Here is an 18,222-nt window from a genome sequence, read left to right as displayed (position 1 = left end):
ACTGTTGCTGTATGGATTAACAGGAGTGTAATCAAACTACGCTGATTTTGCACCTGTTCCGTGTTAGCGCGTCTTAATTACCAGACGATTGCTCTGTTTAACCTCTTCCATCACCACATACGTACGGGTGTCGTTCACGCCCGGCAGACGCAGCAAGGTTTCACCCAGCAGCTTACGGTAGGCGGACATATCAGGCACGCGGGTTTTCAACAGATAGTCGAAATCACCGGAAACCAGATGACACTCTTGAATTTCTTCAAGTTTTTGTACAGCGGAGTTGAATTGTTCAAACACATCCGGCGCACCACGATTCAGAGTAATCTCAACAAATACCAGAAGTGAGGCATCCAGATAATGCGGGTTAAGCAGAGCCGTATAGCCCTGAATAAAACCCTGTCTTTCCAGTCGGCGCACACGCTCAAGGCACGGCGTCGGGGAAAGTCCCACACGTTTTGAAAGCTCGACGTTGGAAATACGCCCATCCTTTTGCAATTCATTAAGAATGTTACGATCGATACGGTCGAGATCTTTGCCAGGGCGCTTCTTGCTATCTACCATTATTATTGTCTCTCTGTATTCCTTCCCTACTCCTGCCTGGACCCTGCGCACATCACTGTTCAGAGCCTGTACCCGTTAGTCATCACATCGCCTGGTTATGTATTATATCCGTCATACTTCAAGTTGCCTGTGCGTTGGCTTTCCTCGCTCACCCCAGTCACGTACTGATGTACGCTCCCGGGGATTCGCTGCGTCGCCGCCTTCATGCAACTCGAATTATTAGGCTATAGACGCGATGCGGATTCGGGTTCTGTTGGTAAGAAGACCGTTGCCCGAAGGCAGTCACCGACATCACGTATGGCGTCTGTCCACGCCATGCGTAGATTTCACTGACACGGTAAAAATGGCATTTACGTGCATGCCTATGCGGCACACGGTTAACGCGGTTTTTTTTCTTCCTTGAATGTTTTCGCAAAAGCGCAGGTGATTGTCAAAGCAAAACATCGATTTTTAGTACAACATGCCGGATATTCATTACGGCAGGGTATTAATCGTCATTTTATTGCCTTATAAACGACCGGATTTCAGGCGAAATAGTGATGTTATAGCGCCTCATTCATCGTCCGTGGCTATTACACAGATTGATATCAAAATTGCTGCGCTCTTTTTTTACGACAACAAATTCCCTACAATCCAGCCAAATGTCTGCCAACAACAATGGGGATCTCATGGGCACGGCCAAACACAGTAAGCTGCTAATCCTTGGTTCTGGACCTGCGGGATATACCGCAGCGGTCTATGCTGCACGCGCTAACCTGCACCCGGTACTCATCACCGGTATGGAAAAAGGCGGTCAGCTGACCACCACCACCGAAGTGGAAAACTGGCCAGGGGACCCGAACGACCTGACCGGGCCGCTGCTGATGGAACGTATGCACGAGCATGCCGCCAAATTCGAAACTGAAATTCTGTTCGACCACATCAATAAGGTCGATCTGCAGAACCGTCCGTTCCGCCTGACGGGCGACAGCGGCGAATACACCTGTGACGCGCTGATCATCGCCACCGGCGCCTCTGCCCGTTACCTTGGTCTGCCGTCTGAAGAAGCGTTCAAGGGCCGCGGCGTATCTGCCTGCGCTACCTGCGACGGTTTCTTCTATCGCAATCAGAAAGTCGCCGTGATCGGCGGCGGTAACACCGCAGTGGAAGAAGCGCTCTACCTGGCAAACATCGCCTCTGAAGTGCACCTGATCCACCGTCGCGACACCTTCCGCGCGGAGAAGATCCTGATCAAACGCCTGATGGATAAAGTGGCAAGCGGCAACATCGTGCTTCACACCCACCGTACCCTGGAAGAGGTCACGGGCGACCAGATGGGCGTTGCCGGTCTGCGTCTGCGCGATACCCAGAACACCGATAACATCGAGTCGCTGGAAGTGGCGGGTCTGTTTGTGGCGATCGGTCACAGCCCGAACACCGCGATCTTCGACGGTCAGTTGGAGCTGGAAAACGGCTACATCAAAGTGCAGTCCGGCATTCACGGTAACGCGACCCAGACCAGCATCCCGGGCGTGTTCGCGGCTGGCGACGTGATGGACCATATTTATCGTCAGGCGATTACCTCTGCGGGCACCGGCTGTATGGCCGCGCTGGACGCTGAACGCTACCTCGACGGACTGGCTGAACAAGGTAAATAATCTTTACAAGTCAGTAACAAACGTAAATAAAGGCGGCCACAGGTCGCCTTTATTTTTCCCCACGTGTAACATGCAGTGGTCTAATTTCTTATAACGTCACCTGCAAAGTACGCAATGGAAAAAACCCGTCAACAAGAGTTAACACGCTGGCTTAAACAGCAAAGCGTTCTTTCCCGCCGCTGGCTCATGATTTCCCGTCTTCTGGGACTCGTCAGTGGTTTGTTGATTGTTGCCCAGGCATGGCTGCTGGCCCGCATTCTTAATCATATGATCATGGAGAACATTCCGCGTGAAGCGCTCCTGTTGCCCTTTATTGTCCTGATTCTGGTTTTTATCCTTCGTGCGTGGGTAGTCTGGCTGCGTGAACGCGTTGGTTTTCATGCCGGACAGCATATCCGCTACGAGATCCGCCGTAAGGTCCTGGATCGTCTTCAGGAGGCCGGGCCTGCCTGGATCCAGGGTAAACCTGCGGGGAGCTGGGCGACGCTGATCCTTGAACAGATCGACGATATGCACGACTACTACGCCCGCTACCTGCCGCAGATGGCGCTGGCCGTTTGCGTACCGCTGCTGATACTGATTGCGATTTTCCCGACCAACTGGGTAGCGGCGCTGATCCTGCTGGGTACCGCCCCGCTTATCCCGCTGTTTATGGCGATGGTCGGGATGGGTGCGGCGGATGCTAACCGTCGTAACTTCCTCGCGCTGGGCCGCCTGAGCGGTCATTTCCTTGACCGGCTGCGCGGAATGGAAACCCTGCGTATTTTTGGCCGGGGTGAAGCGGAAACGGAAAATATTCGCCTGGCGTCTCAGGATTTCCGTCAGCGCACCATGGAGGTGCTGCGTCTCGCATTCCTCTCCTCTGGCGTGCTTGAATTCTTCACTTCGCTGTCGATTGCCCTTGTGGCGGTCTACTTCGGGTTTTCTTACCTCGGCGCGCTGGATTTCGGCCACTACGGCACAGCCGTAACGCTTTCAGCAGGTTTCCTGGCATTGATCCTGGCTCCGGAGTTTTTCCAGCCGCTGCGAGATCTTGGCACCTTTTACCATGCCAAAGCACAGGCGGTTGGCGCGGCCGACAGCCTGAAAACCTTCCTTGAAACACCGCTGGCGCATCCCGAGCGTGGTGACATCGTTCTGAATGCCAAAGAGCCCGTGACGATTGAGGCGAAGGATTTTTCTGTTCTGTCACCTGAAGGCAAAGTGCTGGCAGGTCCGCTCAACTTTACCCTGCCTGCCGGGCAGCGCGTGGTACTGGTCGGAACCAGTGGCTCAGGGAAAAGCTCGCTGTTAAATGCACTCTCCGGCTTTATGGCTTACACCGGTTCGCTGTGCATTAATAAAACTGAGTTGTGCGATTTGGAGCCTGATGCCTGGCGCAAACAGCTGAGCTGGGTAGGACAAAACCCGCAGCTTCCGGCTTCCACGCTACGCGAAAACGTGCTTCTGGCTCGCCCGGACGCGCGGGAAGACGAGTTGCAATCGGTCCTCGATCGCGCCTGGGTTAGCGAGTTTCTGCCGCTGCTCCCGCAGGGCGTGGATACGGTCGTTGGCGACCAGTCTGCCGGGCTGTCCGTAGGGCAAGCGCAGCGTGTGGCTGTTGCCCGCGCGTTGTTGAATCCTTGCCAACTGATGTTGCTGGATGAGCCTGCCGCCAGCCTGGACGCGCACAGCGAACAACGCGTGATGGAAGCGCTTAATGCCGCATCACAGCAGCAAACCACGCTGATGGTCACCCACCAGCTTGAAGGCATCGCCGACTGGGACCAGATTTGGGTGATGGAAAACGGTCAACTCGTTGAGCAAGGCGATTATGCCTCACTCGTTGCCGCGCAGGGGCCTTTTGCGGCCCTTCTCGCGAATCGTCAGGAGGACATCTGATGCGTGCCCTGCTCCCTTATCTTGCCCTGTATAAGCGCCACAAATGGATGCTGACGTTGGGGATCGTGCTGGCGATTATTACCCTGCTCGCCAGCATCGGCCTGCTCACCCTTTCTGGCTGGTTCCTGTCTGCCTCTGCCGTTGCAGGTTTCGCCGGGCTCTACAGCTTTAACTACATGCTCCCGGCAGCAGGCGTACGTGGCACCGCCATTACCCGTACCGCCGGGCGTTACTTCGAGCGTCTGGTCAGCCATGACGCCACATTCCGCGTGCTCCAGCACCTGCGCATTTACACGTTCAGCAAGCTGCTCCCGCTCTCCCCTGCCGGGCTGGCGCGTTTTCGTCAGGGCGAATTGCTCAACCGCGTGGTTGCGGATGTCGATACGCTGGATCACCTCTATCTGCGCGTAATTTCACCGATAGTCGGCGCGTTTGTGGTGATTGTTGTCGTCACGCTGGGTCTGTGTGTTCTGGACGTCCCTATCGCGCTGACGCTCGGCGGCATTATGCTGCTGACGTTGATTATCCTGCCGCCGCTGTTCTATCGCGCCGGTAAATCCACCGGCGAAAGCCTGACGCGCCTGCGGGGAGAATATCGTCAGCAGCTGACCTCCTGGCTGCAGGGACAGGCAGAACTGACCATTTTCGGTGCCAGCAAGCGTTACCGCGCGCGTATGGAAAGTACGGAGTTGAACTGGCATGAAGCCCAGCGTCGACAGTCTGAACTCACGGCCTTCTCCCAGGCGCTGATGATGCTCATCGGCGGCGTGGCTGTTATCGCGATGCTGTGGATGGCCTCCGGCGGCGTGGGTGGAAATCTGCAGCCAGGCCCGCTGATTGCACTCTTTGTTTTCTGTGCACTGGCAGCCTTCGAAGCGCTGGCACCAGTGACGGGGGCCTTCCAGCATCTTGGACAGGTTATCGCCTCTGCCCTGCGCATCACCGAGATTGCCGAGCAGGAACCAGAGGTGAAATTCACTGCTGAACAGAGTGCGGTTCCTGCGCAGGTTGCGCTGACGCTGAATAACGTCACCTTCGCCTATAACACACAGACGCAGAATGCACTTGAAGATATCAATCTCTCTGTTAACCCGGGCCAGCGCATTGCAATCCTTGGGCGGACCGGATGCGGTAAGTCAACGCTTTTGCAGCTGTTGACGCGCGCCTGGGATCCACAGCACGGTCAGATTCTCTTTAACGAAGTGCCGCTGGTTGATTTCAGCGAGCAGATCTTACGCAAGACCGTCAGCGTTGTCCCACAGCGCGTGCATCTGTTTAGCGCCACGCTGCGCGACAACCTGCTGCTGGCAGCGCCGGACGCATCTGACGATGCACTTCGTACCACGCTAGAACAGGTCGGGCTGCATAAGCTGCTTGAGGACGAAGGTCTAAATAGCTGGCTGGGTGAAGGGGGTCGTCTACTCTCCGGTGGCGAACTGCGTCGTCTGGCGATTGCCCGTGCGCTGCTGCACGATGCGCCGCTGATGCTGCTCGACGAGCCCACCGAAGGGCTGGACGCCACCACCGAAAGCCAAATTCTTGATTTACTGGCGAATGTTATGGCCGGTAAAACGGTGCTGATGGTGACGCATCGCCTGCGCGGACTGGCGAGTTTCGATCGGATAATTGTGATGGACAACGGACACATTATTGAGCAAGGTAGTCACGCAGAACTGTTGGCAAAACAGGGTCGCTACTACCAGTTTAAACAACGTCTGTAGACTATATTTGTACCGATCCTCACTCGCGTATTGGAGTTCTGCTGTCATGCGCCTGGTCCAGCTGTCTCGTCATAATATTGCGTTCCCTTCACCGGAGGGGGCGCTACGTGAACCTAACGGGTTGCTGGCACTGGGCGGCGATCTCAGCCCTGCTCGTCTGTTGATGGCTTATCAGCGCGGGATTTTTCCGTGGTTTTCTCCAGGCGACCCGATTTTATGGTGGTCACCCGATCCACGAGCCGTATTGTGGCCAGCGCAGTTTCACATTAGCCGCAGCATGAAGCGCTTTCACGCGAAGTCGCCGTATCGCGTAACCCTGAATCACGCTTTTGGTCAGGTCATTGAAGGCTGTGCTGAAGATCGGCACGAAGGCACATGGATCACTCGCGATATCATCACCGCCTATCATCAGTTGCATGAGCTGGGTTACGCGCATTCTATTGAGGTATGGGATGGGGGTGAGTTGATGGGCGGCATGTACGGCGTGGCTCAGGGAACGCTGTTTTGTGGGGAGTCGATGTTCTCGCGTGCGGTTAATGCCTCAAAAACGGCACTGCTGGTGTTCTGCGAGGAATTTGCCCAACGTGGCGGACGACTGATGGATTGCCAGGTGCTTAACGAGCACACCGCCTCGCTCGGCGCCGTCGAAATCTCCCGCCGCCACTACATTGAACATCTTGATAATTGTCGTCTGGAGAAGCTCCCGCGCGACTTCTGGATACCGCGTACACTCTTTCTGCCCAATGCCTAAATGTTTTCCGCATATTTTTTATGAGGGTGTTATAATTATGCCGCAGAGTAGCTTCTGCCTGTTGCCCCGCCGCCGTTTGGGACCCTCGCTTCAGATAACGTCCTGACGTTTATCCTGTTGTTTCCCCTTTACGAATGCGCTTTCCGTTCGGTTGTACCGTGACGCTTGGGCAATGCGCTGAAACTGTTTTGCTGCGTTTTAAACGCGCAATTCTTTACTTAATTGATGAATTTCGGCATTATCTTGCCGGTTCAAAACTTGGTAGTGATACCCCAGAGGATTAGATGGCCAAAGAAGACAATATTGAAATGCAGGGTACCGTACTTGATACGTTGCCTAATACCATGTTTCGCGTAGAGCTGGAAAACGGTCACGTGGTAACTGCGCACATCTCCGGTAAAATGCGCAAAAACTACATCCGCATTTTAACGGGCGACAAAGTGACTGTTGAACTGACCCCGTACGACCTGAGCAAAGGCCGCATTGTCTTCCGTAGTCGCTAATTGTTTTCGCCTGTAATGGCAGATGAATATTTAAAAGGTCGGGATAACCCCGGCCTTTTTTATTTATGGCTTTAGTGTTGCTGCGTCGGAAGATGTATTGTCATCCACGGTTGTGCAGGAGCGATTAAATCCCCTGCCATAGAATGAGCCATGTTGTGAAGTAATCCCGTGAGATGCGGCAACATATCGCGGTCAAAATGCGACACCAGCAGCACGTGGTTTAACGCACGGCAGTTGTCGCATTTCGTTTCTGTATCTTCCAGCAACCACTCTTTTTGTCGCGGTTGTTCCGTTTCGCCCTCAATTTCCACCACCTGAAAATCACGCATGGATTCTGTGAGGCCAGCTTTCACCTCTTCCAGATATGCTCCGAGACAGCGGCAAACGGGTTGCGTTTGCGGGAGTGATTTGCAGTCGAGGAGGATTTCGGTGAGCAGTTTGCAGCGCTCAGCGAGGGTTGGGAGATCGGGGTTGAGGGAGAGTTCGGTGTAGAGTTGTGAAAAATTGTTATGTTCCATTTGGTTATGACTCCGTGTGAAATGATGAGATCTCCACCCAAACGCCAACTCAGGTGGCAGACTGAACCGGTTTGGCGTACCGACCCACACGGGAAAATCGGCGCTTCAATAGAAGCCCCGGTTCAGCCCACCATAATTGAGTCTGCGGATTATATCGCTAGCTTTCAAAAGTGTGAACGAACCTGATGATAGTTGACGCATCAACATCATTTCTCGTGTGTAATCAGGACGCCAATCCCGGCACCTGATTTTGCAGGTGCGCCGCCATTTTATTACTGTGGATTTATCCAGCAACTGACTTCGAAGGAAACTGGAAAGCGCCTCGCAAAATTCTTCTGTGGCCTGATGCCCTCACCCCGGCCCTCTCCCACAGGGAGAGGGAGAAAAGCAAGCATAAAAAAACCGGGCAAAAGCCCGGTTTTTAACATTAACATTAACGTTCAACTCACTCAGTGAGCCGCTTCCGGCTTGTGCTTCGCCGCGCTCTGGAAATCGTACGTCAGTTCGTTCTTCGCCTGGTCCAGCGCCACGGTCACCTGGCCGCCGTCCACCAGCGAGCCAAACAGCAGCTCGTTCGCCAGCGGTTTCTTCAGGTTGTCCTGAATCACGCGCGCCATCGGACGGGCACCCATCGCACGGTCGTAGCCTTTCTCGGCCAGCCAGTTGCGGGCCTCCTGGCTCACTTCCAGCGACACGCCTTTCTGATCCAGCTGAACCTGCAGCTCGACGATGAACTTATCCACCACCTGATGGATCACCTCGGTAGACAGGTGATCGAACCAGATAATGTTGTCCAGACGGTTACGGAACTCCGGCGTGAAGATCTTCTTGATCTCCTCCATCGCATCGGTGCTGTTATCCTGGTGGATCAGGCCGATAGATTTACGCTCGGTTTCACGTACCCCGGCGTTGGTGGTCATCACCAGCACCACGTTGCGGAAGTCCGCCTTGCGCCCGTTGTTGTCGGTCAGCGTCCCGTTATCCATCACCTGCAGCAGGATGTTGAACACGTCCGGGTGCGCTTTCTCGATTTCATCAAGCAGCAGTACCGCGTGAGGATGCTTGATCACCGCGTCGGTGAGCAGGCCGCCCTGGTCAAAGCCCACATATCCCGGAGGCGCACCAATCAAACGGCTGACGGTGTGACGCTCCATATACTCGGACATATCAAAGCGCAGCAGCTCAATGCCCAGCGCTTTCGAGAGCTGAACCGTCACCTCGGTTTTCCCCACGCCGGTCGGGCCAGCGAACAGGAAGGAACCGACAGGCTTGTGGTCATGCCCCAGTCCGGCACGGGCCATCTTGATCGCTTCGGTTAAGGCCTCAATGGCTTTATCCTGACCAAAGACCAGCATTTTCAGGCGATTGCCGAGAGTGCGCAGCGTGTCGCGGTCGCTCTGAGAAACGCTCTTCTCAGGGATACGCGCGATGCGGGCCACCACGGACTCAATATCCGCCACATTAACGGTTTTCTTACGCTTGCTGGCTGGCATCAGGCGCGCACGCGCCCCTGCCTCATCAATCACGTCAATCGCCTTATCCGGCAGATGACGATCGTTGATGTATTTCACCGCCAGTTCCACCGCCGCACGTACCGCTTTCGCGGTATAACGCACGTCGTGGTGCGCTTCGTACTTGGTTTTCAGGCCGTTGATGATCTGCACCGTTTCCTCGACGGACGGTTCGGTGACGTCGATTTTCTGGAAGCGACGCGCCAGCGCGCGGTCTTTCTCAAAGATGTTGCTGAACTCCTGGTACGTCGTGGAGCCCATCACGCGGATCTTGCCGCTGGAGAGCAGCGGTTTGATCAGGTTAGCCGCATCCACCTGGCCGCCGGAAGCCGCACCTGCGCCGATGATGGTGTGGATCTCATCGATAAACAGAATGCTGTTGGTGTCCTGCTCCAGCTGTTTTAACAGCGCCTTGAAGCGTTTTTCAAAATCACCGCGGTATTTCGTGCCCGCCAGCAGCGAGCCGATATCCAGCGAGTAGATGGTGCAGTCGGCAATCACTTCCGGCACGTCGCCCTGCACAATGCGCCAGGCAAGCCCTTCGGCAATCGCGGTTTTACCCACGCCTGACTCACCCACCAGCAGAGGGTTGTTCTTGCGGCGACGGCACAGCACCTGGATCGCGCGCTCCAGCTCTTTATCGCGACCAATCAGCGGGTCGATACCGCCAACGCGAGCAAGCTGGTTAAGATTGGTGGTGAAGTTTTCCATACGATCCTCCCCGCCTGCTTGCTCTTCATTGTTATTGACCTGATTGCTGGAATCCGATGCCTGGTTAGGCTCGTCTTTGCGCGTTCCGTGAGAAATAAAGTTAACCACGTCGAGGCGGCTGACTTCGTGTTTGCGCAGCAGGTAGGCAGCCTGTGACTCCTGCTCGCTGAAGATGGCGACTAAGACGTTTGCGCCAGTCACTTCGCTACGTCCGGAAGACTGGACGTGGAATACCGCGCGCTGCAGCACGCGCTGGAAGCTGAGCGTCGGCTGCGTGTCGCGCTCTTCTTCACTGGCTGGCAGCACCGGCGTGGTTTGTTCGATGAAGGCTTCGAGTTCCTGACGTAGCGCCACCAGATCCACGGAGCAGGCTTCCAGCGCTTCGCGGGCAGATGGGTTGCTAAGCAGTGCGAGCAGTAAATGCTCGACGGTCATAAACTCATGTCGGTGCTCACGCGCTCTGGCGAAAGCCATGTTTAAACTGAGTTCCAGTTCTTGATTGAGCATAGGCACCTCCCCCAATTTTATGCCTTATCAGGCCTTTTCCAGCGTACACAGCAACGGATGCTCGTTCTCCCTCGCATAGTCGTTCACCATCGCCACTTTGGTTTCCGCGACTTCGGCAGTAAAGATGCCGCAGATCGCTTTGCCTCGATAATGAACGGTAAGCATCAGTTGCGTTGCACGTTCTACATCATAAGAAAAGAACTTTTGTAGCACGTCAATAACAAATTCCATCGGCGTGTAATCATCGTTCATTAACATAACTTTATACATAGATGGCGGTTTTAGCGCGTCGCGCACTTTATCTTCCGCCAGCTGGTCAAAATCCAGCCAATCGTTGGTCTTACCCATTATGCATAACCACTTTGAATCTACCTCAGATGTTAGATAACAATCATCTATTACTGTCATCCGCGATGTCTGTCACAAACTGTTGCAATAGCGTTAACTGCCTCAAATTTTGGTTGATTATTGTCCCAACTCCAGCGCCAAACGCTTGACGGCTTCTTCCGTTTATCTAAATTGTACAAGCGTGAGATGGCGAGGTTTTGAACAGCCCCCACTCCACCACCGGTTCATTCCATCTTAATTTATAAGATTTACGAAGGATGTCGAAGCATGGAAATGGGTACTGTTAAGTGGTTCAACAACGCCAAAGGGTTTGGTTTCATCTGCCCTGAAGGCGGCGGCGAGGATATCTTCGCTCACTATTCCACCATTCAGATGGATGGTTACAGGACGCTCAAAGCCGGGCAGTCCGTTCGGTTCGATGTACACCAGGGGCCTAAAGGCAATCACGCCAGTCTGATCGTCCCCGTTGAAGCAGAAGCGGTTGCATAGCTCCCTGATTCATTGTGTACACCCCGCAGGCAAAATGCCAGCCCGATCGGCTGGCATTTTTATTTTCGGGTTATTCCCGCGCCAGTGCGTCCACCGGATCCAGCCGCGCCGCGTTGCGTGCCGGTAACCAGCCAAACAAAATACCCGTGAAGGTCGAGCATAAGAACGCCGTGAGGATCGCCACGGGGGAAAAGCCAATCTCCCAACCCGGTAAAAAGAGCTGGAGCGCAAACGCGATCATCATCGAAAGCGCAATGCCCATTGCCCCGCCGACCAGACACACCAGCACCGCTTCAATCAAAAACTGCTGCAGCACGTCGCTGGCTCTGGCCCCGACCGCCATGCGGATGCCAATCTCCCGCGTGCGCTCCGTGACCGACACCAGCATGATATTCATCACCCCGATACCGCCGACGACCAGCGAAATCACCGCCACCAGCGTCAGGAACATCTGAAGAGTACGTGTGGTCTTTTCCGCCGTTTTCAAGAGACCATCCATGTTCCAGGTGAAGAAATCTTTCTTCCCGTGGCGCAGGGTGAGCAGCCGCTCAAGCTGCTGTTCGGCCATGGCGCTGTCGTAGCCCTCCTTCACGCGAACGGTAATGGAGTTGAGCCAGGACTGGCCCATAATGCGCCCGGAAATCGTGGTGTACGGTAGCCAGACGCGCAGGATTTTGCTGCTGCCGAACATCGACTGCTTCTCTTCCGCCACGCCGATCACCGTGGCAGGCATATTGCCCACCAGGATCACTTCCCCCACCACGTTGGTTTTATTCGGGAACAGCTGCCTGCGGGAGTTGGCGTCTAACACCACCACCTGCGCCCTGCCCGCCAGCTGCTCGGCGTTGAAGGTCGCCCCTTCGCTGAAGGTCATGCCGTAGACGTTGAAGTAGTCGCCGCTGACACCGTTGGCGCTGGCCGCAACGTCGATGTTGCCGTAGCGCAGACGCAGGTTCTGCGAGACCGCAGGCGTAGCCGAATTGACCCACGGCTGCTTCTGAATAGCCGCCAGATCGTCATACTTCAGCGCCTGCTGATACTGCGGCTCGTCGTCGCCGAAGTCTTTGCCGGGATAGACGTCGATGGTATTGGTGCCGATAGCGCGGATATCCGCCAGCACAAGCTGTTTTGCCGCGTCGCCCACCACCACAATCGACACCACCGAGGCAATACCGATGATGATGCCGAGCATCGTCAGCAGGGTGCGCATTTTATTGGCCGCCATCGCCAGCCAGGCCATGGTCAGCGCTTCACGAAAGCCGCTGGAGAACTGTCCCCAGCCGGTTGCGGCCGGCAGCGCCTCTTTCGGTGCCGCCGCCCGGGACTCGCGCGGCGGCGGGTTGCTCACCAGCTCGCCGTCGTGGATCTCAATAATGCGTTCGGCCTGCGCCGCCACCTGCGGGTCGTGGGTGACGATAATCACCGTGTGGCCCTGATCGCGCAGCTGGTGCAGGATTGCCATCACCTCTTCGCCGGAGTGGCTATCGAGCGCGCCCGTCGGTTCATCCGCGAGGATCACCTGCCCGCCGTTCATCAGGGCGCGCGCGATACTCACGCGCTGCTGCTGACCGCCGGAAAGCTGCGACGGCTGATACTCCACGCGTTCCGCCAGCCCCAGACGCGTTAACAGCGCCTTCGCGCGCTCAAGCCGTTTCTTCCGCTCGACACCCGCATAAACCGCGGGAACCTCCACGTTCTGCGCCGCGCTCAGGTGAGAAAGCAGGTGGTAACGCTGGAAGATAAAGCCGAAGTGTTCCCGGCGCAGCTTCGCCAGCGCGTCGCCGTCGAGCGTGGAGACATCCGTTCCGTCCACCCGGTACGTACCGCTGGTGGGTTTATCCAGACAGCCGAGAATGTTCATCAGCGTCGATTTACCCGAACCGGACGCGCCAACAATCGCCACCATCTCCCCCGCTTCCACGCGCAGCGAGATGCCTTTCAGCACCTCTACCGGGCCGTCGCCGGACGGATAGCTGCGGCGGATATCCTTCAGATCAAGCAGCGCGGTCATTTAGCGGCTCCGGGCAGGCTTTCGCTGGTGACAACCTCCTCACCCTCTTCCAGCCCTTTCACCACCACCACGTCGGTGTCGTTGCGCGCGCCAATCACCACTTCGCGCTCGCGCGTTTCGCCATTGCGCAGCACCTTCACCTTGTAGCGGCTATCCCCGGCGGATTCACCCAGCGCGGAGAGCGGAACGGTCAGCACGTTTTTCACGCCGGTCAGCTGGATATGCACCTGGGCGGTCATGTCCAGACGCAGCACGCCCTGCGGGTTTGGTACCTCAAAGCGGGCATAGTAGAAGATGGCGTCGTTCACTTTTTCCGGCGTCGGCAGAATGTCTTTCAGCACGCCTTCGTAGCGGGTCTGCGGGTCGCCCAGCACCGTAAACCAGGCGTTCTGCCCCGGCTTAAGATGGATCACATCCGCCTCGGAAACCTGGGCTTTGACCAGCATGGTGCCCATGTCCGCCAGCGTCAGGATGTTTGGCGCCTGCTGCGCGGCAATCACCGTCTGTCCCTGCAGCGTGGTGATTTGCGTCACTTCTCCGGCCATCGGCGCGACGATTTTGGTGTAATCCAGGTTGGTTTTCGCCGTATCCAGCGAAGCCTGATTGCGTTTAATCTGCGCGTCGATGGTGCCGATCTGCGCCTGTTTTACCGCCAGCTCCGTGGTGGCGGTATCGAGATCCTGCTTCGAAATGGCCTGGGTTTTCGCCAGTGCCTGCTGGCGCGTCAACGTCACCTGCGCAAGGTTACGCTCCGCCAGGGCCTGCGCACGCTGCGCGCGCAGCTCCATCAGCGTCGCTTCCACTTCGCGGATCTGGTTTTCGGCCTGTTCAGGATCGATAACGCCAAGCAGCTGGCCTTTTTTGACCTTGTCGCCAATCTCGACGGACAGCGTTTTCAACTGGCCGCTCACCTGCGCGCCAACATCGACTTTACGCAGGGCATCCAGTTTGCCGGTCGCCAGCACGTTTTGCTGCAGCTCGCCGGGGCGAACGATCAGCGTTTGATACTGTGGCACGGGCGCATTGAGGACCTGCCAAAGCCAGAATCCACCGACCACCAGCACGACCGCCAGCAGCAGAAACAGTTTTCTGCGTTTTCCCTTAAGGTTCATAAATATTCCAAATAATTATTCTGGCTAACATCACCGTTGATTCTATCTAAACCACTCCTCAACGAAACCCCTGTTTTCTGGAAATGGCCGCATTTGTTTACATGACGTTGACAAAACGCCTGCTGAAATAGCGTTCTTCCCCCAGAAGCAGGATCTAACATGTCTTCCATAGTCGATACACCTTATTCCAATCTGCCGCAGCCTACGTCCGGCTGGGCGCTTTTTAAAAGTCTGGCAACCGGTGCCATCACGCCCGGTCTGGCGTGGCAGAACCCCTCATATCGACGCAAATTTATGTTACGTTCCCTGGCTTCCCCTTTCAGCACCGCTCGCCTGCTGGCAAGCCTGGCAAAGCAACCGCGTCTGATGCAAATCTTGCAGGTCCAGCCAGGGTTGCCGTGCCGACTGCATCGTCCGTGGCTGACGGTCAGTATGAACCGCCGGAACGCGCTGGAGGCGCTAAACGGGCACTATCAGACGATGAGCCAACACCTCCCCGCGGCGCTGCTCAAGGGCTATCTTTCAGGTCAGGGGATGACGCTGCTGACGCTAACCGGAAAGGACGAGCAGCAATTCACGATTCGCCTGTGTGCCGATGCCTTTATGGATAAAGAGGGTGAAGCGACCCTTACCTTCTGCAACCATCAGAACACCGTGCTGGCCGAAATGACCTTTACGCTGTGCCCGTTTGAAGGAAAATCCACGCTGTTCATCGGCGGGTTACAGGGCGCAAAAGCGCACGTTCCGCATGAGTTGATTCAGGGCGCAACCAAAGCGTGCCACGGCCTGTTCCCGAAACGTCTGCTGGTTGAAGCGGTGATGACGCTGGGCACCGCGTTCCCGGTTGAACAGATCCTCGCCGTGAGTAACGCCACTCACATTTACCGTAGCTGGCGTTACCGCAAGAAAAAAGAGGGGAAACTGCTGGCGGATTACGACAGTTTCTGGCGCTCCCTGGGTGGCGAACGCCAGGAGAGCGGTCATTTCGCGCTGCCGTTAACCATGCCGCGCAAACCGATGGAAGATATTGCGAGTAAGAAACGTGCTGAATACCGCCGCCGCTACGAACTGCTGGATAGCCTGATCCAACAAATGACGCAGGCGACCCAACGTTAATCCGCTCTCCCGCGTGCCAGCCAAAGCACACGGGAGAACATTTTACGCAGCAGCGTGGGCACGGACTCCACGCCTCGCCTTCCCGCCTCCGTCGCCACTTCGATGGCCAGGTCCGGCTTCGACGAACGATGAATCGCTTTGGCGATCACCCGCCGCATGTTCATCGGCACATCCACCGGGATCATCGCCACGCGGTGAAAAACATCGTCAAATCCCTGTCGATACATAAAGTGTTCCATGTCCATCGCGGGGAGCATAGTCAGATGGTCACGCTCTTCTTCGCGATCGTTATTCAGCAAACCGCGCACGGTTGCGGCATACTTTTTACCGGCTTCATCGCCATCGACCAGAACATGCCATTCAATCCCCATCCTGCGGGCAAACTTGATCAGCGGTTTTAATCCCGACTGGGCAAACTCTATGACCTTAATACCTTCCGCATCGAAGTGATGACCGCACTGACGCGCCAGTTCGTTGATAACCCAGGTCTCGGTTTCACCCTCAACCAACAGCCAGCAGCGGGCAAACAGCGATGAAGCACGATTAAAGCGAATATGAAATGCAATGCGGCGACCGTCTTCCGCATTCAGGCCACCCGGCCCCAGCCGGTATGCGGATACGCGTGAGGATTCACGCACCAGGCGGCAGACGTATTCCACGGGCGTTAGCGAGAGCAACTCGCCGGAGTTGGTGGTGGTCACGCGCTGCAGCGGCAGCAGGTTCAACAGGTGCCACGCAACGGAGAGCATGATCGGATGAAGACGCGTCTCGGGGTCTTCCACCAGCAGCAGCGGGCGGGCGTCCCGGTCTAACCGGACGGTGCCTTTCGCCTGCAAAAGTGTCGAGAATAACCCCAGCAGGATCACCCGATGGGTACGTCCACCGGGCCGGTCTATCATTCGGTTAATAATATCAAGATAACGCCAGCTGCGTTGTTCATCGTGCGAACGGCGACGCATCAGGCGATGGCGTGACTGTGACGTCCCCTGCTCGGAAAAATAGTGCTCCAGCAGCTGCACCATGGCCGAAAGCCCCTGGCGTATTTGACCGTCGGTGAGGTTCTGCGGGCGAGAGACCAGCTCACGCGCCAGGAAATCCAGCTCGCGGGCGGTGACTTCCACCTCCGGCATATTGGGTACGGAACCGTTGCGGATCCGGCGCATAAAGCGTGCATCGCGCAGGCGCAGCACCGGCGACAGGCGAATCAGGTGGCGCGCCAGGTCGTCAATATTCTCCAGCGGGATGGGGTTGCCTTTTTCATCAAGGAACTCACGCAGGGTCAACACCCCGTCATTTTCCGCCATTTCACCTTCAAGACGGTAGAAAATACGGTGATAGTCATCATCGCATGGCACCCAGCATGGCGACATCGGGCGGAAACGACGCACGCGATGCCGCCCCGGCTCGGACTCGCGGAACGTCAGGATGATATGCAGATGCTTCTCGCGCCCCGCGACATCCCCCGGCGGAAACCAGAAGTCATCGTGAACGAAGTGGTACAAGTCGTCTTCAGGGGAAAGCAGCAGGGTCAGCGCATCCAGCAGGCTGGATTTACCCCAGGCGTTTTCACCGATCAGGACGTTATTCTGCTCCAACTGGAGCGACAGGCGGTTAATACCGCGAAACCCGACAATTTCCACACGTTCGAGAAGCATAAATCCCCCGCGTAATAACCACTTTTTCCTTCAAGTTATCAGCAGTATAGCGGCAGCAGCGCCGAGTGGACACTGCCAGACACCTTCGTTATTCCGATCAAGCACGAAAAATTCAGAATTTACCCATCAAGTTTCATTTGAAAAGGTGCTTCCAGAACAAGATACTCCCGTTTGAAAATTGGACTATGCTCTATTTACCTCCAGTTTGAACAAGGATTGACATCACATTGCCTTAAATCAAATTAACCGAATTTATTTAAGTGGCGAAGGGGTGTTGTTGCTTTCTAAAATAAAGGCTCTTTGAGTCGTCATCCCTTTATGGCGATATAACCCGTGCGCAGGATAGCGTGCGGAAATTTATTATTGAGGTGGTTATGTTCAGAAAATTAGCGGCAGAATGTTTTGGTACATTCTGGCTGGTGTTTGGCGGCTGCGGTAGTGCAGTGCTGGCAGCGGCCTTTCCGGAATTAGGAATTGGTTTTGTCGGTGTCGCACTGGCATTCGGCTTAACGGTATTAACCATGGCATTCGCGGTAGGGCATATTTCCGGCGGTCATTTTAACCCTGCTGTGACGCTGGGTTTATGGGCGGGCGGTCGTTTCCCGGTGAAAGACGTATTAGGCTATATTATTGCCCAGGTCATCGGCGGTATTATTGCAGCCGCAGTCCTGTACGTGATTGCCAGCGGCAAAGCAGGCTTTGACGCCGCAGCCAGCGGTTTCGCCTCTAACGGTTTCGGTGAACACTCACCGGGCGGCTACTCAATGCTGTCTGCCATCGTGATTGAAATCGTACTGACCGCAGGCTTCCTGCTGGTTATTCACGGCGCAACGGACAAATACGCACCTGCAGGCTTCGCGCCAATCGCCATTGGTCTGGCGCTGACGCTGATTCACCTGATCTCAATCCCGGTGACCAACACCTCCGTGAACCCGGCGCGCAGCACCGCGGTTGCTATCTTCCAGGGCGGTTGGGCGCTTGAGCAGCTATGGCTGTTCTGGGTGATGCCAATTATCGGCGGTATTCTGGGTGGCGTGCTGTACCGCACCCTGCTGGAAAAACGCGATTAATTGCGCTCGGTGTCGGGTGGCGCTAACGCTTACCCGACCTACGTGAGAGTGCACTTGTAGGCCGGGTAAGGCGTAACCGCCACCCGGCTTTGTTTTGCCGCTTTACTGAACAGTCTTTATTGG

15 protein-coding genes are annotated in these 18,222 nt (G+C 55.9%); 8 read left to right on the top strand and 7 right to left on the bottom strand.

The window, feature by feature from the left end:
* Positions 1-63: 63 nt before the first annotated feature.
* Complete coding sequence (gene lrp / locus ACOQH0_RS07645; RefSeq protein ID WP_002439523.1) at positions 64-558, bottom strand: leucine-responsive transcriptional regulator Lrp; 495 nt, start codon at positions 556-558, stop codon at positions 64-66.
* A gap of 668 nt (positions 559-1,226) precedes the next feature.
* Here lrp and trxB point away from each other — a divergent pair.
* From trxB to infA, 5 genes are all read left to right on the top strand, one after another.
* The gene (gene trxB, locus ACOQH0_RS07640; protein WP_010429185.1) at positions 1,227-2,195 is read left to right on the top strand and encodes a thioredoxin-disulfide reductase; all 969 of its coding nucleotides are present in this window, start codon (positions 1,227-1,229) and stop codon (positions 2,193-2,195) included.
* A 114-nt stretch (positions 2,196-2,309) separates the two neighbouring features.
* Positions 2,310-4,076: a heme ABC transporter permease/ATP-binding protein CydD gene (gene cydD, locus ACOQH0_RS07635; RefSeq protein ID WP_148399736.1), complete on the top strand. Its 1,767-nt coding sequence runs from the start codon at positions 2,310-2,312 to the stop codon at positions 4,074-4,076.
* Positions 4,076-5,797: a heme ABC transporter ATP-binding protein/permease CydC gene (gene cydC / locus ACOQH0_RS07630; protein WP_421511912.1), complete on the top strand. Its 1,722-nt coding sequence runs from the start codon at positions 4,076-4,078 to the stop codon at positions 5,795-5,797. The genes cydD and cydC overlap by 1 nt, the downstream gene beginning before the upstream one ends.
* A gap of 46 nt (positions 5,798-5,843) precedes the next feature.
* On the top strand, positions 5,844-6,548 hold the full coding sequence (aat, locus tag ACOQH0_RS07625) for a leucyl/phenylalanyl-tRNA--protein transferase (RefSeq protein WP_421511911.1): 705 nt from the start codon (positions 5,844-5,846) through the stop codon (positions 6,546-6,548).
* Positions 6,549-6,832: 284 nt separating this feature from the next.
* A complete protein-coding gene (gene infA, locus ACOQH0_RS07620) occupies positions 6,833-7,051 on the top strand; it encodes a translation initiation factor IF-1 (protein ID WP_002211347.1) in 219 nt (72 codons plus the stop codon).
* A 71-nt stretch (positions 7,052-7,122) separates the two neighbouring features.
* Here infA and ACOQH0_RS07615 read toward each other — a convergent pair whose 3' ends face one another.
* The 3 genes from ACOQH0_RS07615 to clpS form a co-directional block, all read right to left on the bottom strand.
* Positions 7,123-7,569 (bottom strand): hypothetical protein, encoded by a 447-nt coding sequence (locus ACOQH0_RS07615; protein WP_421511910.1) that lies wholly within the window; start codon positions 7,567-7,569, stop codon positions 7,123-7,125.
* 449 nt (positions 7,570-8,018) lie between these two features.
* Positions 8,019-10,298 carry an ATP-dependent Clp protease ATP-binding subunit ClpA gene (gene clpA, locus ACOQH0_RS07610; RefSeq protein WP_089597777.1) on the bottom strand — a complete coding sequence of 760 codons (2,280 nt, stop codon included), beginning with the start codon at positions 10,296-10,298 and terminating at the stop codon, positions 8,019-8,021.
* 27 nt (positions 10,299-10,325) lie between these two features.
* Positions 10,326-10,646, bottom strand: coding sequence for an ATP-dependent Clp protease adapter ClpS (gene clpS / locus ACOQH0_RS07605; protein WP_006174393.1), 321 nt, complete (start codon positions 10,644-10,646; stop codon positions 10,326-10,328).
* A 267-nt stretch (positions 10,647-10,913) separates the two neighbouring features.
* Between clpS and cspD the strand changes: the two genes are divergently transcribed.
* The gene (gene cspD / locus ACOQH0_RS07600) at positions 10,914-11,135 is read left to right on the top strand and encodes a cold shock-like protein CspD (RefSeq protein ID WP_006174390.1); all 222 of its coding nucleotides are present in this window, start codon (positions 10,914-10,916) and stop codon (positions 11,133-11,135) included.
* A 70-nt stretch (positions 11,136-11,205) separates the two neighbouring features.
* Here cspD and macB read toward each other — a convergent pair whose 3' ends face one another.
* Together macB and macA are read right to left on the bottom strand one after the other, a co-directional pair.
* Positions 11,206-13,146: a macrolide ABC transporter ATP-binding protein/permease MacB gene (macB, locus tag ACOQH0_RS07595; protein ID WP_421511907.1), complete on the bottom strand. Its 1,941-nt coding sequence runs from the start codon at positions 13,144-13,146 to the stop codon at positions 11,206-11,208.
* A complete protein-coding gene (macA, locus tag ACOQH0_RS07590; protein ID WP_010429157.1) occupies positions 13,143-14,258 on the bottom strand; it encodes a macrolide transporter subunit MacA in 1,116 nt (371 codons plus the stop codon). Before macA ends, macB begins: the two co-directional genes overlap by 4 nt.
* Before the next feature lie 159 nt (positions 14,259-14,417).
* Between macA and ACOQH0_RS07585 the strand changes: the two genes are divergently transcribed.
* On the top strand, positions 14,418-15,374 hold the full coding sequence (locus tag ACOQH0_RS07585; RefSeq protein WP_421511906.1) for a VirK/YbjX family protein: 957 nt from the start codon (positions 14,418-14,420) through the stop codon (positions 15,372-15,374).
* On the opposite strand, the gene ACOQH0_RS07580 is transcribed toward ACOQH0_RS07585, so the two are convergent.
* Positions 15,371-17,029 (bottom strand): ATP-dependent endonuclease, encoded by a 1,659-nt coding sequence (locus tag ACOQH0_RS07580; RefSeq protein ID WP_042717575.1) that lies wholly within the window; start codon positions 17,027-17,029, stop codon positions 15,371-15,373. The genes ACOQH0_RS07585 and ACOQH0_RS07580 overlap by 4 nt on opposite strands.
* Before the next feature lie 374 nt (positions 17,030-17,403).
* Here ACOQH0_RS07580 and aqpZ point away from each other — a divergent pair, with 374 nt between their 5' ends.
* A complete protein-coding gene (aqpZ, locus tag ACOQH0_RS07575; protein WP_010429151.1) occupies positions 17,404-18,099 on the top strand; it encodes an aquaporin Z in 696 nt (231 codons plus the stop codon).
* The last annotated feature ends 123 nt before the right edge of the window (positions 18,100-18,222 follow it).

The sequence above is a fragment of the Enterobacter sp. JS8-1 genome (assembly GCF_049187015.1).
GTDB lineage: Bacteria > Pseudomonadota > Gammaproteobacteria > Enterobacterales > Enterobacteriaceae > Enterobacter > Enterobacter mori.
Note: the sequence above shows the minus strand (reverse complement) of the source record. Positions and strands in the feature narration are given on the sequence as shown.